The sequence below is a fragment of the Hydrogenophaga palleronii genome (genome assembly GCF_031457455.1).
Classification (GTDB): domain Bacteria; phylum Pseudomonadota; class Gammaproteobacteria; order Burkholderiales; family Burkholderiaceae_C; genus Hydrogenophaga; species Hydrogenophaga palleronii_A.
Genome location: NZ_JAVDWU010000004.1, coordinates 415,302 through 436,486 on the forward strand (window position 1 = coordinate 415,302; position 21,185 = coordinate 436,486).

The window sequence follows — 21,185 nt, forward strand, 5'->3', positions numbered from 1 at the left end:
GACAGATTCATGGAGCAGGACGCGTCACTGCGCGGTGCTGAGCTCGTCGTTGTGCGGATCGGCATGGTGGGCCACGGTGGCCAGCAGGCCGAGCAACGCGCCCGCCGGAATGGCCGCGTAAGCCCAGGCCATGGAGAGGTCCAGGCTGGCGAAGGTCTGGAAGCGCACGCGCCACACCAGGTCCACACCAAACCACAGCACCACCGAGAAAAACGCAAAGTTCACCGTGGTGATGACCCAGCGCACCGTGCTGCGCCACGCACCGCGCGACACACGCAACATCAGGTCCACCGAGATCAATGCACCCTGGCGCAACGCCACCACCGTGCCCAGCATCACCATCCAGATCAGCAGCCGCCGCATGACCTCTTCGGTCCAGGTGGAGGGCTGCGAAAAAACAAAGCGCGTCACCACCTGCCACATGCCCAGACAGGAAATCACCGCCAGGATGAGACAGGCCAGCGACAGGCACAGCCCGGTCACGTGGCGGTCAATGGCAAGGATGAGGGATTTCATAGCAGGTGACGCAACTAAATATGAGGCCCTCGCCGAGCGAGGGGAAGCCAAGTCCAGAAACACCAAGGGTCCGGCTCCGCCGGCCCAAGGTGTTGTCCCCCTGGGGGGAAGACGGGCCGAAAGGCCCGGCGCAGGGGGGAGTTACTTCACAGCTTGAATCGCAGCAATCTTGTCGGCACCAAACTCCTTGGCGAACGCAGCATAGGCAGGCGCCACGGCCTTGCGGAAGCTCTCTCCATCCACCTTTTCGATCACCTGCATGCCTTCGCTCTTGAGCTGGGCAATGCCGTTGTTCTCGTCGTCGTTGACCTTCTTGCGCTGTGCTGCGGCGCCCTTCTTGGCAGCATCGGTGAACGCGGCCTTGTCGGCGGCGGACAGCTTGTTCCACACGGCGGGCGAGAGGATCAGCGCGGCAGGTGAATACACGTGGCCGGTCAGCGACAGGTGCTTTTGCACTTGCGAGAACTTGGACGCGAGGATCACGGGAATCGGGTTCTCCTGCCCGTCCACCGTGCCCTGTTGCAGCGCGGTGAACAGTTCAGGGAAAGCCATGGGTGTGGGCAGGATGCCGAAGGTCTTGTAGCCATCCATGTGCACCTTGTTTTCCATGGTGCGCATCTTCAGGCCGCTGGCGTCGGTGGCCTGGTTGATGGGGCGCTTGGAGTTGGTCATGTGACGGAAACCGTTTTCGGTCCAGGCCAGGTTGATCAAACCCTTCGCTTCCATCTTCTTCTGCAGGTCCTGGCCGATGGGGCCGTCCATCACCTTGCGTGCGTGGTCGTAATCGCGGAACAGGAAGGGGATGTCGACGATCTTGACCTCTGGCACGAAGTTGCCCAGCGGGCCGGTGGAGGTGTTGACGATGTCCTGCGTGCCCAGTTGCACGGCTTCGATCATTTCGCGTTCACCACCCAGTGCGGAATTGGGAAACTGCTGGCACTTGTAGCGGCCTTGTGTGCCTTTTTCCATCTCTTCGCAGAACACGGTGGAGCCCACGCCGTAGTGCGAAGCGGCCGTTGTGGCGTACCCGATCTTCAGCACGGTCTGGGCCTGCACGCCGCCAGCAGCGGCCAGCATGGCAGCGAGGGCGATGGGTTTGATGAGTTGTTTCATGGACGATGTCTCCGTTGTGGTTGGGGGAAGGGGAACAGGGGGAACAGAAAGGCAGGGATCAGGAAAGCGGGGGCAGGCCCAGCCGGGCGCGCGCTTGCGGATGGCGCACCGCGTCAGGCTGGTCGTGCACGTACTGCTGCAACACGGCAGTGAAGCTGGCGTCGGCGCTCAGGCCCAGGCGTGGCGCGCGGGCACTCTCGAAGCGCGACGGCCAGGCCGAGACGATGTGGGCGATGGCAGCGTCGGGCACGTGCGTGATCAGGCTCATCACGTCCGGGCCGGCCAGGGCTTCGAGCGCTGCCAGCATTTCGCGCACGCTCACGGTGAGGGCAGGCAGATTGATGGCGGTGCGACCACCAAAGGCGTCTCGGCTGGCCTCGGCCACGGTCATGATGCCGGCCACCGTGTTGGCCGGCGAAGACAGCGCCACGGGCGTGTCCAGGTCCACCGGGCAGGCGCTGGGATGGCCAGCCAACGGTTCGCGGAACAGGCCGGAAAGGAACCCCGAGGCTGCGCCATTAGGGCGCCCCGGGCGCACCGAGACGGTCATCAGGCGCGCCGCGCGGCCATCGATGAAACCCTTGCGCGTGTAGTCGGCCACCAGCTGTTCACACACGAACTTGTGGATGCCGTAGCTGCCCTGCGGCGTGGGCAGTGTGTCGTCCTTGACCACGGCGGGCAGAGGCAGGGCGGCGTCGCTGCCGAAGACAGCGACCGAGCTGGAGAAGAAGAACAGTGGCAGCGGGTAGCCACTCTGGGTTTGCGCGCGGCAAGCGTCCAGCAGACGGCGCGTGGTGTCCAGGTTGGCGTGCAGGCCTAGATCGAAGTTGGCCTCGCATTCGCCAGAGACGGCGGACGCCAGGTGAAACACCGCGTCCCACTGCTGCGTGAACAAGGCGGGAATCTCGGCCAGCAGGTCGCCCGTGCGGTGGCGCACGCGCGGGTCGGCCAGCAGGGCGGCGTCGCGCGGGGCCACCAGGTCGGCCAGCATGAGCTGTTCGATGCGCTGGCCGCGCAGCGTGCCTTGCTGCAGCAGCGTGCGAGCAAGGCGGTCGCCGAGGAAGCCGGCGCCGCCGGTGATGAGGATGTTCATGCGGGCGCTTTCCGTGAAGCCTTATAGAGGTGCAGCCAGCGCAGGCCTTCGCTGGTGCCGGCCTTGGGGCGGTATTCGCAGCCCACGAAACCGTCATAGCCCAGGGCGTCGAGCAGGTCGAACAGGTGCGGGTAGTTCACCTCGCCGCTGTCGGGTTCGTGGCGGTCGGGCACGCTGGCGATCTGGATGTGGCCTACGCCTGCAAAGTGCTTCTGCAGGCGTTTGCTCAGATCACCTTCCATGATCTGGCAGTGGTAGAGGTCCATTTGCACCTTCAGGTTGGGCGCGCCCACTTCCGCCAGCACGTCGTGCGCCTGTTGTTGCAGGCTGAGGTAGTAGCCGGGCATGTCGCGGCTGTTGATGGGTTCGATCAGCAGGCTCACGCTCAACGGGGCCAGGCGCGCGGCGGCGTGGCGCAGGTTGGTCACATAGGTGGCGCGCTGCGCGGTGGCATCGCTGCTCGCGGGGATCAGCCCGGCCATGGCGTGCACGCGCTGGCAGCCTGTGGCTTCGATGTAGGGCATGGCCTGTTCCAGCGCAGCCGCGAATTCGGCTTCGCGACCGGGGTGGCAGGCCATGCCACGTTCGCTGGCGGCCCAGTCGCCTGGCGGCAGGTTGAACAGGGCCTGGGTGAGGCCGTTGTCTTTCAGCCGTGCGGCAATGTCGGCCGGGGCATGCTCGTAGGGGAAGAGGTATTCCACCGCGTCGAAGCCATCGCGCGCGGCCGCGGCGAAGCGGTCGAGGAACGGCAGCTCGGTGTACATCATGGTCAGGTTGGCGGCGAAGCGAGGCATGCGGTGGTGAGGTTTTGGGTTACCAGAGGGTGTTGAATCGGGCCTGCAGTTCGGTCACCTGCGATTCGTTGAGCGCTGCGGGGCGGCGGTCGGTGAGCAGCCACAGCCGTGCGGTCTCTTCCAGTTCTTCGAGTAGGGCCATGGCGCTGCCCGGGCTGTCGTGCCACACGGTGGGGCCCAGGCGCTCCAGCATCACCGCGTGCAGGGGTCGCTGGGCGTTGGCGATGAGTGCGGCCACGTCGTCGGCCACGCCCGCATCGCCCGGCACGCGGTAGGGCGCCAGCGGCACATGGCCCACCTTCATGAGCTGGTAGGGCGTGAGCGGCGGCAGGATGTCGTCAGGCCGCCAGACGCCTTGCAGCGTGAGGGCGACCAGATGCGTGGAGTGGGTGTGCAGCACGCAGTGCGCACCGGGTGCGGCGGCGTAGATGCGGCGGTGCAGGGTGAGGGTCTTGCTGGCGCGGGCGCCGGCCAGTGCGGTGCCGTCTTCACCCACCCAGGCCAGTTGTGCAGGTTCCAGGAAGCCCAGGCAGGCGTCGGTGGGCGTAATGAGATAGCCGCCGCCTTGTTCGGCGCTCAGTCGCACGCTGATGTTGCCGGCGGTGGAGTGCACCAGACCGCGCTGGAACAGGCTCGCGCCCACGCGGGCGATGTCGGCCCGCACGGGGTCTTGTGCGTCTGGCCAGGGCTGGCTCACAGTGCCACCCCCGCTTGTTGCAGGGCTTCAGCGAAGAAATCGACACCGCCGAAGTTGCCCGACTTGAGCGCCAGTTGCACGGCTTCGCCGCTGCCGGGCAGCGCGGCCTGCGTCCACGGCACACCGGGGCAGATGGCCGCGCCAATGCGCAACTGCTGCACACCCAGCGCCTGCACCACGGCACCAGACGTTTCACCCCCGGCCACCACCAGCCGGCGCACGCCAGCCTGCACCAGCCCTTTGGCGATGTGGGCCAGCGCGTGTTCCACCAGCTCGCCAGCGGCCTGCACGCCCAGGGCCTGCTGCACGGTGCGCACGCTTTCAGGCGCGGCGGTGGCGTAGACCAGCACCGGGCCTTGGTGCAGCGCTTCCATGGCTTGCGCCAGCACGCCGTCGGCGGTTTGTTGGCCTTCGTGCAATGCCAGCGGGTCGATCTGCAGGGCCGTGCGGCCCGCAGCCAGCCACTGCGCCACTTGCGCGTTGGTGGCTTCCGAACACGAGCCCGACACCACAGCGGCGGGGCCTTGAAGACGGTCCAGGTCAGCGGCGTTGGCGTTGGGTGTGAACCAGCCTCGCTTCGCGTAGGCGGGTGGCAGGCCCAGTGCCACGCCCGAGCCGGCGGTGAGCAAGGGCAGGTCGGCGCAGGCCTCGGCCAGCGTCAGCAGGTGGTCGTTGCTCACAGCGTCGGCCACGGCGATCTTCACGCCTTCCTTGCGCAACTGGGTGATACGGTCCTGCACTGCAGGTGCGCCGTCATCGAGCACATCGTGGCGCAGCAGACCCACGGCTTGCTGCGTCTGTGCTTGCAGCACGCGCACCAGGTTCGAATCCGTCATGGGCGTGAGCGGGTGGTTACGCATGCCTGAATCGCTCAGCAGCGCATCGCCCACGAACAGGTGGCCGCGGAACACGGTTCGGCCGTTTTCCGGGAAGGCGGGGCAGGCTATTGAGAAGTCGGTGTCCAGAGCGGCCATGAGCGCATCGGTCACCGGGCCGATGTTGCCCTGCGGCGTGGAGTCAAACGTGGAGCAGTACTTGAAATAGATCTGCCGCGACCCGGCGGCCCGCAGGGCGGCCAGTGCGGCCAGGCTTTGTGCCACCGCATCGGCCGGCGCAATGGTGCGTGTCTTGAGGGCGATCACCACCGCGTCGGCCTGCGGCAGTCCGTCTTCCGGCACACCCAGCACCTGCACCGTGTGCATGCCCGCGCGCACCAGCATGCTGGCCACGTCGGTGGCACCGGTGAAGTCGTCTGCGATGACGCCGAGGATCATGCGGCATCCTTTTGCTGTTCGGGCAGTTCGATGCCGGCCAGTTGTGCGTAGTACTTCACCACCGCCGAGTCGTCTTCACCGCCCAGGCCCATGGCCGCGGTGGACAGGTAGAGCTGGTGCGCGGCGGCGGCCAGTGGCAGCGGAAACTTGAGCTGGCGCGCCGCGTCCAGCACGATGCCTAGGTCCTTGACGAAGATGTTCACGGCGGAGAGCGGCGTGTAGTCGCCGTCCAGGATGTGCGGCACGCGGTTCTCGAACATCCAGCTCATACCGGCAGAGTTGCAGATCACCTCGTAAAGCTGGCGCGGGTCTGCGCCGGCGCGCATGCCCAGCGCCATGGCCTCACAGGCGGTGGCAATGTGCACGCCCGCCAGGTGCTGGTTCACCATCTTCACCGTGGAACCAATGCCGGCCTTGTCGCCCAGGCGGTAGACCTTGCCGGCGAAGGCGTCGAGCACATTGCCTGCCGCAGCAAAGGCTTCGGGCTGGCCCGATGCCATCACCGTCATCTGCCCCGCAGCGGCCTTCTTGGCACCACCCGACACCGGCCCGTCGATCAACCAGTGGCCGGTCTCTTTCAGGCGTTGTTCCCACACCGGTGGCAGCGCAGGGTCCACCGTGGCCGAACACACCACCACACCGCCGCGCTTCAAGCTGGAAGCCACGCCCTGCGCGCCGAACAGCACGTCTTCGGTCTGCGCAGCGTTGACCACCAGCACCAGCGCGACGTCGCACTGGGCGGCCAGTTCGGCCACGCTGGCGGTGGCCCGACCTCCCGCCTGCTCGAAGGCGGCACGCGCCTCGGCGCGTGGATCGCAGCCCCAGGTGGGCACGCCCTTGCGAAGTGCAGACAGGGCCGCGCCCATGCCCATGGAACCCAGGCCAATGGCGCCCAGCGTGAGAGTAGAGGAGTTGCTCATGAAGATGTGGAACCGGTGGAGGGGGGTGCCAGCAACGCGCCCAGGGCGCGGCGGATGGGAGGGGCGGCATGCTCGATGCGGTGCGCCGCGTTGTGCATGTGCAGCATGGCCGCCTGGCGCGCGGCCGCAGCGTCACCACGCATCACGGCGTCGGCAATGGCGCGGTGCTCTTGGCGCACCTGCACCATGTAGCCGCTGTCCAGCGCTTCATTGGTGCGGGTCACGCGCATGGCCTCGCGCTGGTATTGCTCCAGAAAGCCCAGCAGACGCTCGTAATGCGGGTTTTCGGTGGCGCGGGCGATGCTGCGGTGGAACGCCAAGTCGGCTTCCACGCCTTCAGCCCCCTGGGGCGGACAGGTCTCAAGGTGGGCCAGTGCCTGGGCAATGGCTTTGGCCTTCTCGGGCGTCATGCGTTGTGCAGCCAGCGCGGCCACGTCGGCCTCCAGCCCGCGCCGCACCTCCACCACCTGCAGCACGCTCTCCATCGACGTGACCACCAGCGGGTCAAAAGCCAGGGCGCGGGCCTGACTGCGCGGCGCCACGAACACCCCGGCACCCTGGCGCGAGGTGAGCAGACCAATCGACTTGAGCCGGCTCACCGCCTCACGCACCACGGTGCGCGACACGCCGAACTGCTCAGACAGCTTCTGCTCCGTGGGCAAGCGCTCATCAGGCGCCAGCTCGCCCGACTCGATGCGCTGCATCAGCAGGCCGGCCAGCTTGTCGGTGAGGCGTTCAGGCGCTTGCAGGGCGTCGCTCATGGATAAATTGTTGGTTTAGATGTCTGGTTATAGGGTCATCATACAAATTTGGCCGAAATTGCTACTCATGGTTTTCCCTTGGAGGTGGCGGGACCGAAGAGGCTTTGCCCGCAGCGAGGGCCCCGAGCCGCGAAGCGGTGCAGGGCGGCGCACCAAACACTTTCCGGAGCGAAGTGTCCCAATCCAGGGCACCCGTGGAACCGGCTCTGCCGGGCCACAGGGCGCGTCCCCCTCCAAGCCGAAGGCGCAAGAGAGGGGGAAGCCGCGTCAGCGGCGCAGGGGGGAGCACGCAGCCTCCGGAGTGAAATGTCTCAGTCCAGGGCACCCGTGGAACCGGCTCTGCCGGGCCACGGGGTGCGTCCCCCCCAAGCCGAAGGCGCCAGAGAGGGGGAAGCCGCGTCAGCGGCGCAGGGGGTGCCTATCGAAGACTTGCGTAAGCCAGCGTGCGAAACAGCTGCCGGTAGTGGTCACGCTGGTTCGGCGCCTGAGCCAGCAGGATGCCGAAGAAGTCTTCGGCCGGGTCCACGAAGAAGGTGGTGCCGGCAATGCCGCCCCAGTGGTAGGTACCCACCGAGCCTGGCAGTGTGGACACGCCTGCGGCCGTGCGCACCGCGAAGCCCAGGCCAAAGCCGTGGCCGGGCGATAGCAACATGCCATCGGCGGGGATGTTGCCCAGGTGGTCGGCGGTCATGTGGGCCACGGTGTGCGGGCCCAGCAGACGCGTACCGCCCAGTTCGCCCTTGTTGAGCATGAACTGCAGGAACCGGGCGTAGTCGGCCGCTGTGGACATGAGGCCGCCGCCGCCACTCTCCATTGCAGGTGCCTTGCGCGGTTCAAGCACGCGCAGCGGGATGCCGCCATCAGGGTCGTGTGCATACGGTTCGGCGATGCGATGGTGGTTGGCTTCGGGCACCACGAAGCCGGTGTCGACCATGCCCAGCGGATCAAAGATGGCCTGCTTCAGGTGCTGGCCCAGCGTTTGCCCACTCAGCACTTCCAGCAGGCGCCCGAGCACGTCGGTGGCGCGGCTGTAGCCCCATTGTGTGCCCGGTTGCATGAGCAGTGGCATGGCCGCCAGCGTGCGGCTGAATTCCGCGTTGCTGCGTTCGCGCGATGCGATCTGGGCCTGTGCGTACAGGCGCTGCACGTGCGCGGTGCCCAGGAACTCGTAGGTGAGGCCGGCGGTGTGGCGCAACAGGTCTTGTACGGTGGCGGGGTTGGTCACGGGTAGCAGTTTCACCTGGCCGTCGCGCTCCACAGCCAGCTTCTGATCGGCAAACTCCGGGAGGTGTTTGGCCACCGGATCGGTCAGCAGCACGCGGCCCTGTTCCACCATCATCATCACCGCCACCGACACGATGGGCTTGGTCATGGAATAGATGCGGAAGATCGCGTCGTTGCTCATGGCCACGCCGGTGGCCGGGTCGAGCTGGCCAAGACTCTCCATCAGGCCCAGCTTGCCGCGCCGGCCCAGCACCACCACCGCGCCAGGCAGGCGACCGCGCGCATGTTCGTCACGCAGCACGTCCATGAGTCGTTGCGTGCGGTCCGGGCACAGGCCCAGGTCGGCGGGAGCGGCGAGGGGAAGCGGCACGGGCAGGGTGGCGAGGTTCTGGGTCATGGGGGCCGGGGGAAGGGTGATCGGTGCATCTTATAGACCCGCAGACGTGGCCATGACGCCTGCGTGTCGCCCACCCGTCAGTGATTCACTTCGGTGCGCACCGAAGCCTCGACGGCTGGGGTGGGGGCACAGTGACGCTTCTGCCATCTCCGAATCACGACCCATCATGCCCATCACCTGTTTCATCCGCTACCAGATCGACCCGTTCCAGCGCGAAGCCTTCAGCACCTATGCCGAAGCCTGGGGCCACATCATCCCGCGCTGCGGCGGCCAGCTCATTGGCTACTTCCTGCCGCACGAGGGCAGCAACGACGTGGCCTGGGGCCTCATTGGCTTCGATGACCTTGCCGCCTACGAGCGCTACCGCGCCACACTGCGGCAGGATCCGGAGGGCCGCGCCAACTTCCAGCGCGCGCAGCGCGAGCGCTTCATCCTGCGCGAAGAACGCAGCTGGCTGGAAGACGTGGCCGGCACCCGCGACCAGCCCAGGCAGGTGGCGCCATGATTGCCGTCATTTTCGAACTCGAACCCCGCGAAGGCGCCACCCCCCGCTACTTCGATCATGCAGCGGCCCTGCGACCTGAACTTGAAAAAATCGACGGCTTCCTCTCGGTAGAACGATTCGAGAGCCTGTCGCAACCCGGGCGCTACCTCTCACTGAGCTTCTGGCGCGACGAAGCCGCTGTGCGGCAATGGCGCTGCCAGCCGCGGCACCGCGAAGCACAGCAGGACGGCCGTTCTGCCGTGCTGGCGCACTACCGGTTGCGCGTGGCCACGGTGGTGCGCGACTATGGGCTGGAAGAACGTGACCAGGTGCCCGCTGACTCGCTCTCTGCGCTAACCTGAGCGAATGTCCAATCCCCACGAACCCCGTCTGGCGCGTGTGGCCGCCATGGTGGCCGACCCGGCCCGCTCGCGCATGCTGGCCTACCTGCTCTCGGGCGAATACGCCAGCGCCAGCGAGCTGGCGCGGGCCGCCTCGGTCACGCCGGCCACCGCCAGTGGCCATCTGGCGCGTTTGCAGGAGGCCCGCTTTGTGGTCTGTGAACCGCGCGGGCGACACCGGTACTTTCGGCTTGCCGATGCCGATGTGGCCCATGCACTGGAGGCCCTGGCCGTGGTGGCCGAGCGCGACGAACACGACGCTGCCTGGACCCACCCGGAACGGGCGCGCCTGCGCCAGGCCCGCTGTTGTTATGGCCATCTGGCGGGGCGGCTGGGCGTGCGGCTGTTCACGTCGCTGCAAGGGGTGGGCGGTTTGCAGACGGTAGGTGACGGGTTTGTACTCACCGATGCCGGCCGCCACTGGCTGGGCGATCTGGGGCTGACACCGCCCGAGCCGAGCGGCCGTCGGCGATTCGCCTATCCCTGCCTCGACTGGTCTGAGCGACGCGACCACCTGGCCGGCCAGCTCGCCGACCAGCTCTTCCAGCACCTGGTGGCAAAAGGCTGGCTGCGCCGGGGCAGTGGCCGGGCGGTGGACATCACGCCCAGCGGGCACACAGACCTGTTGCCGCGGCTGGCTTCGGCCGAATCGGCGCTCATTTGAGAGAGCCATCTCGACCAAGTAAGGCAGGGCGATCCAGGCGCCCAACGACGCGATGGTGAATCCGGGGCATCGACAGTGGGGCCGCTACTGCCCGATGGCGAGCAGTCAGCCGTGCAGCAGGTGCTGCAACTGTTCGCGCACCTGCTGCGCCGATTCAAAGCGGATACCGTGCCAGCCCTGCGCCGTCGCCACGTCGATGTTGGGCTGCATGTCGTCCAGGAACACCGGCACCTGCCCCTGCAGACCCAGGCGCTGCATGGCGGTCTGGAAGATGGCCGGATCCGGCTTCGCCTGCTGCACGCGTGAAGAAAAAATGCCGCCGTCGAACCAGTCGAAGAAGGCATGTTCACGCTCGAGCCACGCCGCCAGTTCCGTGGGCATGTTGGAGAGATACACCAGCCGGTGCCCCTGATCACGCAGTTCCTGCATCAGCTCCACAGTATCGGATTTCACCGTCAGATGCGGTGCAATGGCGCCGATGAAGGCACGCAGATCCTGCGCGGGCAAGCCCGTGCGCAGGGCGATGCGATCCGCCAGGGCGTCTGCCTCGATGAGGCCCAGATCGAACTGCGCCCAGTCGCTGTTCAGCTCATGGGACTGGAAAACCAGCGCTGCCAGCCGCTGGGCCGACGCGGCGTCTTGTGCGTGGTGCGGCAACACCTGCTGCAGCAGCACCGCGGGCTGCCAGTTGAATACGACCCCACCCAGATCGAAAACCACCACCGACTTTGTCATCCCTGTTTCCTTGGTCACATTGCATCGAATTCGCTTCACGAGCTCAGACAAGCCGCGCACGACGTTCAGCCCCCCGATTTGTACCCCAAGGCGCACCCCAAGGACTGTCAGACAATCTGCCCATGGCCATTCCGATCAATTCCGACATCGTCCACACACCACCCGTGCCCGCCGCTACCGTGATGGTGGTGCGCGATGGTGACAAGGGCCTGGAAGTGCTGCTGGTGCGCCGCCATGCCAATTCCGGCGTGCTGGGCGGCGTGCACGTGTTCCCCGGCGGCAAGCTCGACGCCGCCGACCGGCAGGTGCCACCGGGCGCGCTGGATCGCCCGGCGGCTGACTGTCTGCAGGCACTGGGTGAACCAGAGCTTGACCTGGACACCGCCGTGGGCCTGCACGTGGCCGCGCTGCGCGAGACGTTTGAAGAGTGTGGCCTGCTGCTGGGACAGGCAGCCTCGACCGATGTGGTGACGCGCTTGCGTGCTCACACACTGGCAGGTGCGGTCTTTGGGGAGGCGGTGCAGGCGCTCGGCTTGCCGCTGCCGGTTTCGTGCCTGCTGCCGTGGTCGCGCTGGGTCACACCGCGTGTGCCTTCGGTGACCAACAGGCGGTTTGACACCCGCTTCTTCGTGGCGCTGGCCCCACCGGGGCAGCAAGCCGAACACTGCGCATTTGAAGCGACGGAAGCGGTGTGGGTGTCGCCCCGCGCCGGCCTGGAGCGCTTCTGGGCAGGTGAAATCGATCTGGCGCCACCACAGATCATGAGCCTGTGCCAACTCAGTCCATTGGCCGACGTGGCCCAGGTGCAGACGGCGGCCCGCAGCCGCCCGCCTGTGCTGATCGCACCCGAACCGTTTGATGTGGACGGCCAGCGCGTGATCTGCTACCCCGGCGATCCGTCGCACAGCTGCGCGGAACGCGCCTGGCCAGGGCCGACGCGGCTGATCTACCGCAACCAGCGCTTTGAGCCAGAGGGTGGGTTGGTGGCACTGTTTTGAAACACCCCCGCCGCGCTTCGCGCGACCCCCTCAAGGGGGCGATGCCAGTGGCCCGGCGAAGCCGGTTCCACGGCATCTCTGGATGGCAGCCTCCTCGCTCCGGCCAGGTTTCGCGCGGGCTCCTGACAAGCAACGGAGGCGAACGCTTCGTTCGAGAGCGAAGCATGCCGTTGCCGGGTGACTGCATCATCCTGGCATGACCCAAACTCGTGACCGATCTGTGCATGCTGCGCCAAGCTTCTTTGGCCCCTGGGTCGTTCGGGCGACGTTTGTCATGGCCATGTTTGGCTGGGGCGTGGGGTTCTATGGACCATCGATCTTTCTACAGACGGTGGTGGAACGCACGGGTTGGTCGCTGACGCTGGTGTCCACGGCTGTCACCGTGCATTACCTGTTTGGTGCCATCGTCGTGACGCGTCTGCCGTTTTTGCATCGGCGCTTCGGCGTGGGGCCAACCGCTGTCGTCGGCGCCCTGGCCACCGCCGTGGGCGTGCTGGGCTGGGCGGCCGCCAGCGCGCCATTGCAATTGTTTGGCGCGGCGTTCATCAGCGGTGCGGGGTGGGTGACCATGGGGGCGGTGGCCGTCAATGCCGCCATCGCACCGTGGTACGAGAGAGACCGACCACTAGCGCTGGCCAAGGCCTACAACGGTGCCAGCATCGGCGGCGTGGTGTTCATGCCCCTGTGGGTGCTGTTGATTGCTCAATGGGGCTTCTCAAACGCGGCCGCTATGGTGGGTGTGGTAATGATCGCCGTGATGGTGGGACTCGAACGTGGCGTGTTTGCCAAGACGCCTGCCTGTCTGGGTCAGCGTGCAGACGGCGATGCACCAGTTTCGGATCTGGCCAGGACCTCAGGGTCGACACAGACAGTGTTACCGGGCAGGTTGCTTTGGCAAGACCGCCGATTTGTGACCTTGGCTCTGGGGATGGCAGCGGGCCTGTTTGCCCAGATCGGCATGCTCGCTCATCTTTTCTTGATGCTGGTGCCCGCGTTGGGCACACACGCTGCGGGGCTGGCCATGGGTTTTGCCACGCTTTGTGCAATGGGCGGGCGCTTTGTCGTGGCGGGTGCATTGCGATCAGGCGGTCAACGCCGCACGGTTGCCGCACTGTCGTATGGCGTTCAGTTGATCGGCTCTATGTTGCTGCTGCTGGCTGGCGAGCAGCAGATCGGCTTGATACTTCTGGGCATTGCGCTGTACGGCTCTGGCATCGGCAACGCGACATCGCTGCCACCGCTCATCGCTCAAGTAGAGTTTGCGAGCAAAGACGTGCCGCGTGTCGTTGCGCTGATCGTGGCGATGGGGCAGGCCACCTACGCGTTCGCACCGGCCGTGTTCGGGCTCTTGCTGAGCGCCACCACCGTGCCGATGCCGCAGATCGGCTCCGGCACCTCACTGTTCTTTGCGGCCGTGGTGGTGGTTCAGGGATTTGCGATTGTGTGCTTCCTCGCGGGCCGCAGTCGAGGCTGAGACCCACAGCCTGATGGTTTTGCCAGGCTGGCCATCGGCCTAGTGCCTTTTACCGAGAGGGCGTAAGTTGACTTGCGCAATGCCCGTTCTGTAGCGAAAGGAGCTGCTCAGCTTCGCGCTTTGATGGTCTGCAGTCCGCTTGAAAGCTGCCAGGATTCAGAGCCAGCTGCCTTCAACCAAGCATGCCCTCCCGAAGAAATCAAGCCCCGCCAGTGAGGACGGCCCCGCGAGGAAAGGGCCTGATCAGAAAAATCGATACCAGAGCGACAGCTGCGGAACGTAGGTGATCAGGGCCATCACGATCAGGCACGCCACCAGGAACCACCCGAGGTTTCGAAGCAGATCGATGATCGGCACTTTGTTTGTCCGAGCCGCCACATAGAGGTTCGCGGCCAGCGGCGGCGTGAGCAGCCCGAGCTCGATGTTGGTTACCAGGATGATCGCAAAGTGGATCGGGTCGATGCCGTATTTCGCTGCGGTCGGCGCCAGCAGGGGGCCCATGAGCAGAGTTGCAGCGTTCGTCTCCATGAACATGCCGACGATCAGCAGGATGACGTTGACCACCAGCAGAAAGACGATCGGGCTGTCGGTCACTGTGACTGCCCACATCGCGATCGATTGCGGCACCTGCTCCAGCACCATCGCACGGTTGAAGATGCTGGTAAATCCGATGATGACCAGGATCGCCGCGGCGGACAGGGCGGCGCTCAGGAAGATCTTCTCCAGATCGCGCACACCGACGGCCCGGCTGATGAGCGTGATCAGCAGTGCGTAGAGCGCCGCGATCGCCGCCGCCTCGGTGGGCGTGAAGATGCCCGAATAGATACCGCCTAGCACCAAGACCGGCAACATCAACGCAGGCAAAGCTCGAACGAAGATGCGCGCTCGTGGGGCCGCGGTGGTGTCCGTGGCGGGCTTGGGTTCACTTGAAGGCGCCGCTGCTGGCTTCTCTTTGCCACCGGGCAGCACCCGACGCGCGAGCGAGGCGTGCACGATCATGAAGGCCACGATCATGACCATGCCCGGCCCGAGCGAAGACAGGAAGAGTTCCGTGATCGACACGCCAACGATCGAGCCGTAAAGGATCAGCGGGATCGAGGGCGGGATAAGCACGCCCAGCAGGCCGGCAGACGCATTGAGCGCAGCGGTGTAACCGGGTGAGTAGCCGCGTTCGATCATCTCCTTGCCCACGGTGCTGCCCATCGCCGCCACGGTTGCTACCGACGAGCCGGTGATGGCCCCCATGAAGGCGCTGGCCAGCACCATGACATGGCCCAGATGGGCCTGCAGCCGACCGATCAGCACATCGCACACTGCGGTGAGATGGCGGATCAGGCCCCCCTGGCTCATCAGTTGTCCCCCTAGCAGGAACAGCGGGATTGCCAGCAAGGGGAAAACGGTGATGGTGTCGTAGGTAATGGAGGGCAGGACCGACCAGTCGATGTTCCATTGCTCGGCGTAGACCATCACCAGCAAGGTGAAGGCCACGCCGACGGGCACGCCCAGCAAAAGAAAAAGGATGAGAGCAGGGCCGATGATCATGGTTGTTCCTCGCCGACCGACGGTTCGTTGGTTGCGGCACGGATCATCTCGGCGACTGAATGGAGCACCACCAGCGCCATGCCGAGAGGAAAGAAGAAGGTCGGAATCGCGATGGGTATGCCCAAGTCCAGGCCCCGCTCACCGGAGCTGAGCGAGGTGTGGAAGAAATCCAGCGCAGTCCAGTAGTACACCGCGCCAAAGACAATCATGGCCAGTGCTGTGACCACCCGGCCGGTCCGGCGAACCCAGGGCAGCTTGACCTGCTGGATGACGTCCACGGCGATGTGCGTCCCGGTATAGGTGCACATCGCCGCGCCCACAAAGGTGAGCGGTGCCATCGCAAAAATGGCGATCTCACCAGCGTCCGGCAGGTGCAGGTTGAGGTAACGCACCGCCACGCTGAAACATATGCCCACCAGCATGGCGACCAGCGAGACGATGCAGATCCACTTCTCGGCGCGGAACGCCTGGCGTTCCACCGAGAAGAGCCACGTGCTGGCGCGTGCGCTGACTGACATGGGCTTTTCCTTCAACTATTTGCGGGCGGCTGCGGCTTCTTGGCGAAGCGCAGCGATGCGATCTGCACCATAGGTGCCCGCCAGCTTTTCCCACACGTTCTGCCCCACCTTCTCGAACTCGGCCATGACCTGCGCCGATGGGCGGACGATCTTGATGCCGCTAGCCTCGATCTTCTGCAGGAAGTCCGCGTTGAGCTGGCGGTTCTTCTCGATCTGCTTCTTGGTCACCTCGGCGGCGGTGTCGGTCAGGATCTTCTTTTCGGCGTCGGACAGCGTTGACCAGAATTTCGAGCTCGACGCCACCGTGCCCATCGCGTAGACATGGTTGGTCAGCGTCATGTGCTTCTGCGTCTCGAACAGGCGCGACTCGTAGGTGATGCTGGCGCCGTTGTCCTGGCCGTCCACGGTCTTCTGCTGCAGCGCCGTGAACAGCTCGGGGAACGGCATCACGACGACCTGGGTGCCGGCTTCCTCAAAGAACCCTTTGATCGCAGCCGATCCCGGAACACGCAGCTTCAAGCCCTTAAGGTCCGACGGCTTCTCGACCGGACGGTTGGAATTGGTCACGGCGCGGAACTCGAGTTCGAAGAAGCCGAGCGTCTCGATGTTCTGCTTGCTGAGCGTCTCGCGCAGCGTCGTCTGCAGAACGCCCTTGGGGTTGTAGAAGATCGCGTCGACCTGTTTGAAGTCGGACGCGATGAAGGGCAGGTAGTGGATGTCAAGCAGCGGGTTCAGTCCAGCCAGCGAACCTGGGTTCAACAGCGACAGTTCGAGCGATCCGCGCGAGAGTTCACGCGCCTGCGCCATTTCGCCACCGAGCTGGTTGGCCGGGAAGACCGTGATGCCGATCCTCCCCTTGGTGCGCTCGCCCACCAGCTTGGCGAACTCCTGCGCCGCCTGGTCCATCGTGCTGTTGGCGGCGAAGACGTGGCCCAACCTGGCCTTAACTTCCTGGGCCATGGCCGGAACGGCGGCCAGGGTGGCGAGTGCGAGCGCGGCGCCCGCGATGAAGTTGCGCTTGTTCATGAGTCTCCTCTTGGTGTGAATGAAGAAAGGTTCAAATGCCCCTGGCGCCAGAGGCCAGGAAGCCGCCATCGACCGGCAGGGTTATGCCGGTCACGAACCCGGCGTCCTCGGACACTAGGTACATCACAGCCGCAGCGATCTCGCCCACGGTGCCGTAACGGTTCATCGGGATCGCGTTCTCGTACTCCCGACGGAATTGCTCGGTGTGCAGCGCACGCGTCATCGGCGTGTCCACCGGTCCCGGCGCCACCGCATTGGCCGTCACGCCCAACTCGGCCAGTTCGACCGCCATCTGACGGGTCAGCGCGATCACGGCACCCTTGGACGTGCCGTAGGCGGTGCGGCCGGAGCCGACCGCACGCATGCCCGCCACTGAGGCGATGTTGACGATGCGGCCCCATTGGTTGTGCACCATCAGGCGCGCCGCGCGTTGGCTGCACAGGAAGGTTCCAGTGACGTTGACGGCCATCGTGGCCGCGAAGTTCTCATCCGGAAACTCGAGAAAGGGATAGACCTTGGCGATGCCGGCCGAATTGACCAGGACATCGCAGCGGCCGTGTCGCTGCTCGATGGCTGCAAAGGCGCTGTCGACCGATGCCGCATCGCCGACGTCGATGGCCTGAGCCTCTGCCGCCGCGCCCTCGGCGCGCAGTTGGGCCGCGGTGGTCTCGGCGGCGGTCTGGTCTCGATCGGCGACGATGACGAAGAAGCCTGCTGCGCCCAGGCGCCTGCAGACTTCGGCACCGATGCCCATAGCGCCGCCAGTGACGACGGCGACGCGCTGTTGTGTGTTCGTGGATTGCAAGGGAAGGCCTCCTAGGTGGTTCCGTGTGGATGAGTGATTGCTTCAGGTGGCCGCTGCGCTTCCACGCAGCGCACGAACGAAGTAGTCGGGTGCGCCCATCTGCCCGCCTTTCAAGGCGAGTTCGAGTCCGCTCAGGTGGGGCGCCGAAGACAGCACGGCACATAGCGGCGCGCCGGGGGCCAGGCGGGCGCGAATCTCCAACGCGTCAGGTCCGAGTGCCTGCGTGATGCGACTGGACGTGTCCCCCCCAGACAGCACGAGGCGACGCAGCCGATGGCGGCGAACGATGGCGTCCACCACGATCCCCAGGCGTTCACTCACCAGCCGCCCGCTTTGGAGGCGGGCTTGCTCCAGGCTGCGCCCTCGAACCTGCAGGCCCTGGATCAAACGAGCCACTCGCGGGTCGGACGTGCCGCGCGCGGTGTGCATCACCACGCTAGCGCCGCTGGCCAGCGCGCTGACCACCTCGCTCACGAGACGCGCCTCGGCGGCCGCCGTGTCCGTGCCGATGGTCAGATCCTCCACATCGATCGCCACCTCTCGGAAGCCGGCGTCCAGTGCCGCCTCGATCTGCATCGCACTGAGCTTGGAGGCGCTGCCCGACACGACCAGCACCTGGTCGACGGCGCCGAAGCTACCGTAGCGGTCGGCCGACGCGGACGCCTCTTGGCCTTGCCAGGACTGCGTCAACGCGTACTCGACTCCCGACGATCCGACGACAAAGAGTGGCGCTTCCATCCTGGAAGCCATGTACTGAAGGCAGTCGCCTGTGGTGGTCAGGTGATTGGGGCTCAGGCCGTCGATCACCACCGCCTGTCTGGCCGGCGCCATGTCGCGGATGTGTTCCGCCAGTTCGGCCGGTGATGCGGTGTCGAGCATTGCCAGGGGCACGTTACCAATGGCCAGCGGCGCCTGTTTTCGGAGGTGCAGGGCCACGTCGGATTCCTGCATCGGCGTGACGGGGTGCACGCTCATGATCGGGTGGCGGTCGATGCGGTAGACCTCGTCGTCTGTGGCCGAACGAGCGAACAGGTGACCGAAGAGGCAGTAGCGGCCCAGCGCTGGCGTGCTGGCGACGATGGGCACCAAGGGTTGCGGGAAGGTCGCCCGCGCAAGTTCGATGACCCGCCCGATGTTGCCCACCGTTGGTGCGCTATCGAAGGTGGAGCACACCTTGTAGTGCACGATCTGCGGCGCCAGGGCTGCGAGCCCGCTCAGGACCTTTGGCAACTCGGCGTCCATCTCATCCGGTGACATCGCTCGGCTAGCACCGGCCACGCCGATGGCGTCGAAACCACCTAGCGCGGCCAGGTGGACCGACGTGGGCACCGACAGAAAGAGCGCGCAGCGCAGCCCGCGGAAGGCCAGCACTTCCAGGGCATCAGTGGAACCGGTGAAGTCGTCGCCGTAGAACGCGAGCTTCAGGTTTTGGGGCGTGTCTGTCGAAGTCATCGCTTACCGCCCGGAGAAGTGCACCATGGCGCGCTGGAGTGCGGGGTGCGTTTGGGCATACGTGTCCAAGCCAATGCCTGCCACCGCCGCCTCCCAGCCTTCGCGCATGCTGGCCATGCCCGCGGCGATGCCGTCGGGGTGACCGATGATCCCGCCACCGGCCAGGTGCATGAGGTCCACCGAGCCCAGGGCCGCGTACAGGTCTGGCGCCTGGCCCGCCCATTGGCCGGAGGATGAGACCGGCATCAGCGGCTGGTGCCCGGCCCAAGGCGACAGGCAGGCGCGGGCCGAAGCGATCACCGACGCATCTGGCTCCCAAAACTTGCTGCGCAGGCCGTTGACGTGCAGGTGGTCCACGCCCGCGAGGCGCCACAGCTTCTGGTAGGCCTGGAACGAAAAGCCCAGCCCCGGGTGCCGCGTGAGCGCACCCCAGCCATTGCGGTGTCCGTGGATCGGCAGTTGCGCATGCCGCCGCAGGTGTTCCACCCCGGCGAAGCCGACCCAGTTGACGCTGACCATCACGCAGGTACCGCCCGCGGCCATCACAGCGTCGTGGCGGCGCAGCATCTCGTCGATTGAGCCGGAGATGTTGATCGCGTACATCGGCATGCGGCCCAGGCGGTCGGCGTGGCGCTGGAGCACCGGCATGACGGCCCGCAGGCGCTCATCGAACGGCGCATAGGGCGGATCTGCGATCAGCTCATCGTCCTTGACGAAGTCAATGTCTGCCGCGCACAGCGTGTCGACCAGTTCGGCGGTCTGGCCCGGCGTGAGGCCGATGCTGGGCTTGATGATGGTGCCGATGAGAGGCCGGCCATGGACCCCGGCCAGGCGTCGGGTGCCTGGCACACCGAAGGCCGGGCCTGCGAACTGATCGGCGTACTCGGGCGTCAGGTCCAAGTCAAGCAGCCGCAGGCCGGTGACCTCGCCCAGCTCGTACAGGTTGCCCGCCACCGTGGCCAGCAGGCTGGACAGGTTGGCGCCGACGTTTGCCACCGGGAACGCGATGTCGATCTCGGCCCGATGGAACACGCCACCGTGCGGTTGACGATCAACGTAGGCGCTGGGCAGCGTGGGCTGCAGCGCGGGGGCGAGCGGCTCGATGCGGGTGACTCGGGCACGCGAACGTTCCTTGAGCTCATCCGTCTCGCCCGGCAGCGCGAGGAAGGTGCCGCTGGATTGTTCGCCGGCGATGACTTGCGCGACCTTCTCGGACGAGACCGAGCTTTCGACGAAGTAGCGCGCGGTGAATTCGGCGCGGGTGAGGTTCTTGGCCATCGAGCTGTGAGTTAATTTTTGAGCTGGATCGAACGATAGTGGGCGTTTAACTCTATGTAAATCGATATAATTTCGCCGACTTGTGACATAAGCTCACACAACATTCGGGTTGACCCTAGGCTGAAGAGTGCACCCATGACCACCCCGCGCCTTTCACTCAACGCCTTGCGGGCCTTTGAGGCCACGGCGCGTCTGCGCAGCTTCAGCGCGGCGGCAGAGGAGCTGTCGGTCACGCATGGCGCGATCAGCCGCCACATCCGGATGCTGGAAGACACGCTGGGTCTGGCACTTCTGCAGCGCACCGCGCAGGGGGCCACGCCAACCGGCGAAGGGCAGCGCTTGGCGGAGGGCCTATCGAAGGCCTTTGGGCTGATCCAGTCCAGCGTTGAGCAGCTCAAGCCGGGGCCGCTCACCCTGGCGTGCTCGGAGTCGATCATGATGTACTGGCTCATCCCCAGGCTGGGTCGTTTCAAGGAAGACAACCCCGAGGTGGAGCTGCGCTTCAACATGAGCCACGGGCCGATCGACTTCGCGCACGACAACGTCAGCGTGGCCATTCGTCTGTCAACGATCGAGCCCCCCAAGGATGCCGTGCGTGCGGACGTGGCGCACGAGTGGATCGGTCCCGTGTGCTCGCCCGAGTACCTGCGACAGAACCGCATCGCTTCCTTCGAAGACCTGGCGCGGGCACGGCTCATGGTCTCGCGCACCCGACCGACCGCCTGGGCCGACTGGGCCCGCTGCAGCACGCAACCGGATAAGGACTTGCGGGTCGACCAGTCGTTTGAGCACTTCTACCTGCTGATCCAGGGCGCCCGCTGCGGCCTGGGCATGGCCAATGTGCCCCGTATGCTGGTACGGGATGATTTGATGAGTGGCACCCTGGTGGCGCCCATGGGCTTTGTGCGCGGTCCCAACCGACTCTCGATCTGGACCGCTCCGCACCTCAGCCGCCGAGCTGATGTGATGAAGCTGGTGGATTGGCTGCACGACGAGCTGCGGGCCACGGAGCCGTGAAT

The 21,185-nt window shown here is 65.8% G+C and carries 22 protein-coding genes; 6 read left to right on the forward strand and 16 right to left on the reverse strand.

Features of this window, described 5'->3' with window-relative positions:
* Positions 1 to 24 precede the first annotated feature (24 nt).
* The 9 genes from J2W49_RS12080 to J2W49_RS12120 all read right to left on the reverse strand — a co-directional run bounded on the left by J2W49_RS12080 (position 25) and on the right by J2W49_RS12120 (position 8,789).
* Complete coding sequence (locus tag J2W49_RS12080) at positions 25 to 516, reverse strand: TRAP transporter small permease (RefSeq protein WP_310315991.1); 492 nt, start codon at positions 514 to 516, stop codon at positions 25 to 27.
* 141 nt (positions 517 to 657) lie between these two features.
* Positions 658 to 1,629: a TRAP transporter substrate-binding protein gene (locus J2W49_RS12085; protein WP_405001013.1), complete on the reverse strand. Its 972-nt coding sequence runs from the start codon at positions 1,627 to 1,629 to the stop codon at positions 658 to 660.
* 58 nt (positions 1,630 to 1,687) lie between these two features.
* The gene (gene denD, locus J2W49_RS12090) at positions 1,688 to 2,722 is read right to left on the reverse strand and encodes a D-erythronate dehydrogenase (protein ID WP_310315992.1); all 1,035 of its coding nucleotides are present in this window, start codon (positions 2,720 to 2,722) and stop codon (positions 1,688 to 1,690) included.
* Positions 2,719 to 3,516, reverse strand: coding sequence for a 2-oxo-tetronate isomerase (gene otnI / locus J2W49_RS12095; RefSeq protein WP_310315993.1), 798 nt, complete (start codon positions 3,514 to 3,516; stop codon positions 2,719 to 2,721). Before otnI ends, denD begins: the two co-directional genes overlap by 4 nt.
* A 19-nt stretch (positions 3,517 to 3,535) precedes the next feature.
* Positions 3,536 to 4,213, reverse strand: coding sequence for a class II aldolase/adducin family protein (locus tag J2W49_RS12100; RefSeq protein ID WP_310315995.1), 678 nt, complete (start codon positions 4,211 to 4,213; stop codon positions 3,536 to 3,538).
* The gene (gene otnK, locus J2W49_RS12105) at positions 4,210 to 5,487 is read right to left on the reverse strand and encodes a 3-oxo-tetronate kinase (protein WP_310315997.1); all 1,278 of its coding nucleotides are present in this window, start codon (positions 5,485 to 5,487) and stop codon (positions 4,210 to 4,212) included. The genes J2W49_RS12100 and otnK overlap by 4 nt, the downstream gene beginning before the upstream one ends.
* On the reverse strand, positions 5,484 to 6,407 hold the full coding sequence (ltnD, locus tag J2W49_RS12110) for an L-threonate dehydrogenase (protein ID WP_310315998.1): 924 nt from the start codon (positions 6,405 to 6,407) through the stop codon (positions 5,484 to 5,486). The genes otnK and ltnD overlap by 4 nt, the downstream gene beginning before the upstream one ends.
* Positions 6,404 to 7,168: a FadR/GntR family transcriptional regulator gene (locus tag J2W49_RS12115; protein WP_310316000.1), complete on the reverse strand. Its 765-nt coding sequence runs from the start codon at positions 7,166 to 7,168 to the stop codon at positions 6,404 to 6,406. The genes ltnD and J2W49_RS12115 overlap by 4 nt, the downstream gene beginning before the upstream one ends.
* 418 nt (positions 7,169 to 7,586) lie before the next feature.
* Positions 7,587 to 8,789, reverse strand: coding sequence for a serine hydrolase domain-containing protein (locus J2W49_RS12120; protein WP_310316002.1), 1,203 nt, complete (start codon positions 8,787 to 8,789; stop codon positions 7,587 to 7,589).
* A gap of 166 nt (positions 8,790 to 8,955) precedes the next feature.
* Between J2W49_RS12120 and J2W49_RS12125 the strand changes: the two genes are divergently transcribed.
* From J2W49_RS12125 to J2W49_RS12135, 3 genes are read left to right on the forward strand one after another with little or no spacing between them, the layout of a single operon-like run.
* Positions 8,956 to 9,294, forward strand: coding sequence for an NIPSNAP family protein (locus J2W49_RS12125; protein WP_310316004.1), 339 nt, complete (start codon positions 8,956 to 8,958; stop codon positions 9,292 to 9,294).
* The gene (locus J2W49_RS12130) at positions 9,291 to 9,635 is read left to right on the forward strand and encodes an antibiotic biosynthesis monooxygenase family protein (protein ID WP_310316006.1); all 345 of its coding nucleotides are present in this window, start codon (positions 9,291 to 9,293) and stop codon (positions 9,633 to 9,635) included. The genes J2W49_RS12125 and J2W49_RS12130 overlap by 4 nt, the downstream gene beginning before the upstream one ends.
* A gap of 4 nt (positions 9,636 to 9,639) precedes the next feature.
* Positions 9,640 to 10,338, forward strand: a complete 699-nt coding sequence (locus J2W49_RS12135) for an ArsR/SmtB family transcription factor (protein ID WP_310316009.1) — start codon at positions 9,640 to 9,642, stop codon at positions 10,336 to 10,338.
* Positions 10,339 to 10,443: 105 nt separating this feature from the next.
* On the opposite strand, the gene J2W49_RS12140 is transcribed toward J2W49_RS12135, so the two are convergent.
* Positions 10,444 to 11,073, reverse strand: coding sequence for an HAD family hydrolase (locus tag J2W49_RS12140; protein WP_310316013.1), 630 nt, complete (start codon positions 11,071 to 11,073; stop codon positions 10,444 to 10,446).
* A 122-nt stretch (positions 11,074 to 11,195) separates the two neighbouring features.
* On the opposite strand from J2W49_RS12140, the gene J2W49_RS12145 reads away from it, so the two are divergent.
* Positions 11,196 to 12,071 (forward strand): NUDIX hydrolase, encoded by an 876-nt coding sequence (locus J2W49_RS12145; RefSeq protein ID WP_310316016.1) that lies wholly within the window; start codon positions 11,196 to 11,198, stop codon positions 12,069 to 12,071.
* 196 nt (positions 12,072 to 12,267) lie between these two features.
* Entirely contained in the window at positions 12,268 to 13,545 is a 1,278-nt protein-coding gene (locus J2W49_RS12150; RefSeq protein WP_310316018.1) for an MFS transporter, read from the forward strand.
* Between the two features lie 243 nt (positions 13,546 to 13,788).
* Here J2W49_RS12150 and J2W49_RS12155 read toward each other — a convergent pair whose 3' ends face one another.
* From J2W49_RS12155 to J2W49_RS12180, 6 genes are read right to left on the reverse strand one after another with little or no spacing between them, the layout of a single operon-like run.
* Positions 13,789 to 15,087, reverse strand: a complete 1,299-nt coding sequence (locus J2W49_RS12155) for a TRAP transporter large permease (protein WP_310316021.1) — start codon at positions 15,085 to 15,087, stop codon at positions 13,789 to 13,791.
* The gene (locus J2W49_RS12160) at positions 15,084 to 15,605 is read right to left on the reverse strand and encodes a TRAP transporter small permease (RefSeq protein ID WP_310316025.1); all 522 of its coding nucleotides are present in this window, start codon (positions 15,603 to 15,605) and stop codon (positions 15,084 to 15,086) included. Before J2W49_RS12160 ends, J2W49_RS12155 begins: the two co-directional genes overlap by 4 nt.
* A gap of 15 nt (positions 15,606 to 15,620) precedes the next feature.
* Positions 15,621 to 16,631, reverse strand: a complete 1,011-nt coding sequence (locus J2W49_RS12165) for a TRAP transporter substrate-binding protein (protein WP_310316028.1) — start codon at positions 16,629 to 16,631, stop codon at positions 15,621 to 15,623.
* 31 nt (positions 16,632 to 16,662) lie between these two features.
* Entirely contained in the window at positions 16,663 to 17,436 is a 774-nt protein-coding gene (locus tag J2W49_RS12170) for an SDR family NAD(P)-dependent oxidoreductase (RefSeq protein WP_310316031.1), read from the reverse strand.
* Between the two features lie 42 nt (positions 17,437 to 17,478).
* A complete protein-coding gene (locus J2W49_RS12175; protein WP_310316034.1) occupies positions 17,479 to 18,888 on the reverse strand; it encodes a four-carbon acid sugar kinase family protein in 1,410 nt (469 codons plus the stop codon).
* Between the two features lie 3 nt (positions 18,889 to 18,891).
* Entirely contained in the window at positions 18,892 to 20,166 is a 1,275-nt protein-coding gene (locus J2W49_RS12180; RefSeq protein ID WP_310316037.1) for a ribulose-bisphosphate carboxylase large subunit family protein, read from the reverse strand.
* A 135-nt stretch (positions 20,167 to 20,301) separates the two neighbouring features.
* Here J2W49_RS12180 and J2W49_RS12185 point away from each other — a divergent pair, with 135 nt between their 5' ends.
* Complete coding sequence (locus tag J2W49_RS12185) at positions 20,302 to 21,183, forward strand: LysR substrate-binding domain-containing protein (protein ID WP_310316040.1); 882 nt, start codon at positions 20,302 to 20,304, stop codon at positions 21,181 to 21,183.
* Positions 21,184 to 21,185: the final 2 nt, after the last annotated feature.

Excerpts from the sequence above, each read along its gene's own strand:
- J2W49_RS12150 (WP_310316018.1), top strand. The coding sequence starts at position 12,268 with ATGACCCAAACTCGTGACCGATCTGTGCATGCTGCGCCAAGCTTCTTT.
- J2W49_RS12155 (WP_310316021.1), bottom strand. The coding sequence starts at position 15,087 with ATGATCATCGGCCCTGCTCTCATCCTTTTTCTTTTGCTGGGCGTGCCC.
- J2W49_RS12115 (WP_310316000.1), bottom strand. The coding sequence starts at position 7,168 with ATGAGCGACGCCCTGCAAGCGCCTGAACGCCTCACCGACAAGCTGGCC.
- J2W49_RS12125 (WP_310316004.1), top strand. The coding sequence starts at position 8,956 with ATGCCCATCACCTGTTTCATCCGCTACCAGATCGACCCGTTCCAGCGC.
- denD (WP_310315992.1), bottom strand. The coding sequence starts at position 2,722 with ATGAACATCCTCATCACCGGCGGCGCCGGCTTCCTCGGCGACCGCCTT.
- J2W49_RS12185 (WP_310316040.1), top strand. The coding sequence starts at position 20,302 with ATGACCACCCCGCGCCTTTCACTCAACGCCTTGCGGGCCTTTGAGGCC.
- J2W49_RS12175 (WP_310316034.1), bottom strand. The coding sequence starts at position 18,888 with ATGACTTCGACAGACACGCCCCAAAACCTGAAGCTCGCGTTCTACGGC.
- J2W49_RS12120 (WP_310316002.1), bottom strand. The coding sequence starts at position 8,789 with ATGACCCAGAACCTCGCCACCCTGCCCGTGCCGCTTCCCCTCGCCGCT.
- ltnD (WP_310315998.1), bottom strand. The coding sequence starts at position 6,407 with ATGAGCAACTCCTCTACTCTCACGCTGGGCGCCATTGGCCTGGGTTCC.
- J2W49_RS12145 (WP_310316016.1), top strand. The coding sequence starts at position 11,196 with ATGGCCATTCCGATCAATTCCGACATCGTCCACACACCACCCGTGCCC.
- J2W49_RS12080 (WP_310315991.1), bottom strand. The coding sequence starts at position 516 with ATGAAATCCCTCATCCTTGCCATTGACCGCCACGTGACCGGGCTGTGC.
- J2W49_RS12165 (WP_310316028.1), bottom strand. The coding sequence starts at position 16,631 with ATGAACAAGCGCAACTTCATCGCGGGCGCCGCGCTCGCACTCGCCACC.
- J2W49_RS12180 (WP_310316037.1), bottom strand. The coding sequence starts at position 20,166 with ATGGCCAAGAACCTCACCCGCGCCGAATTCACCGCGCGCTACTTCGTC.
- J2W49_RS12140 (WP_310316013.1), bottom strand. The coding sequence starts at position 11,073 with ATGACAAAGTCGGTGGTGGTTTTCGATCTGGGTGGGGTCGTATTCAAC.
- otnI (WP_310315993.1), bottom strand. The coding sequence starts at position 3,516 with ATGCCTCGCTTCGCCGCCAACCTGACCATGATGTACACCGAGCTGCCG.
- otnK (WP_310315997.1), bottom strand. The coding sequence starts at position 5,487 with ATGATCCTCGGCGTCATCGCAGACGACTTCACCGGTGCCACCGACGTG.
- J2W49_RS12085 (WP_405001013.1), bottom strand. The coding sequence starts at position 1,629 with ATGAAACAACTCATCAAACCCATCGCCCTCGCTGCCATGCTGGCCGCT.
- J2W49_RS12130 (WP_310316006.1), top strand. The coding sequence starts at position 9,291 with ATGATTGCCGTCATTTTCGAACTCGAACCCCGCGAAGGCGCCACCCCC.
- J2W49_RS12160 (WP_310316025.1), bottom strand. The coding sequence starts at position 15,605 with ATGTCAGTCAGCGCACGCGCCAGCACGTGGCTCTTCTCGGTGGAACGC.
- J2W49_RS12135 (WP_310316009.1), top strand. The coding sequence starts at position 9,640 with ATGTCCAATCCCCACGAACCCCGTCTGGCGCGTGTGGCCGCCATGGTG.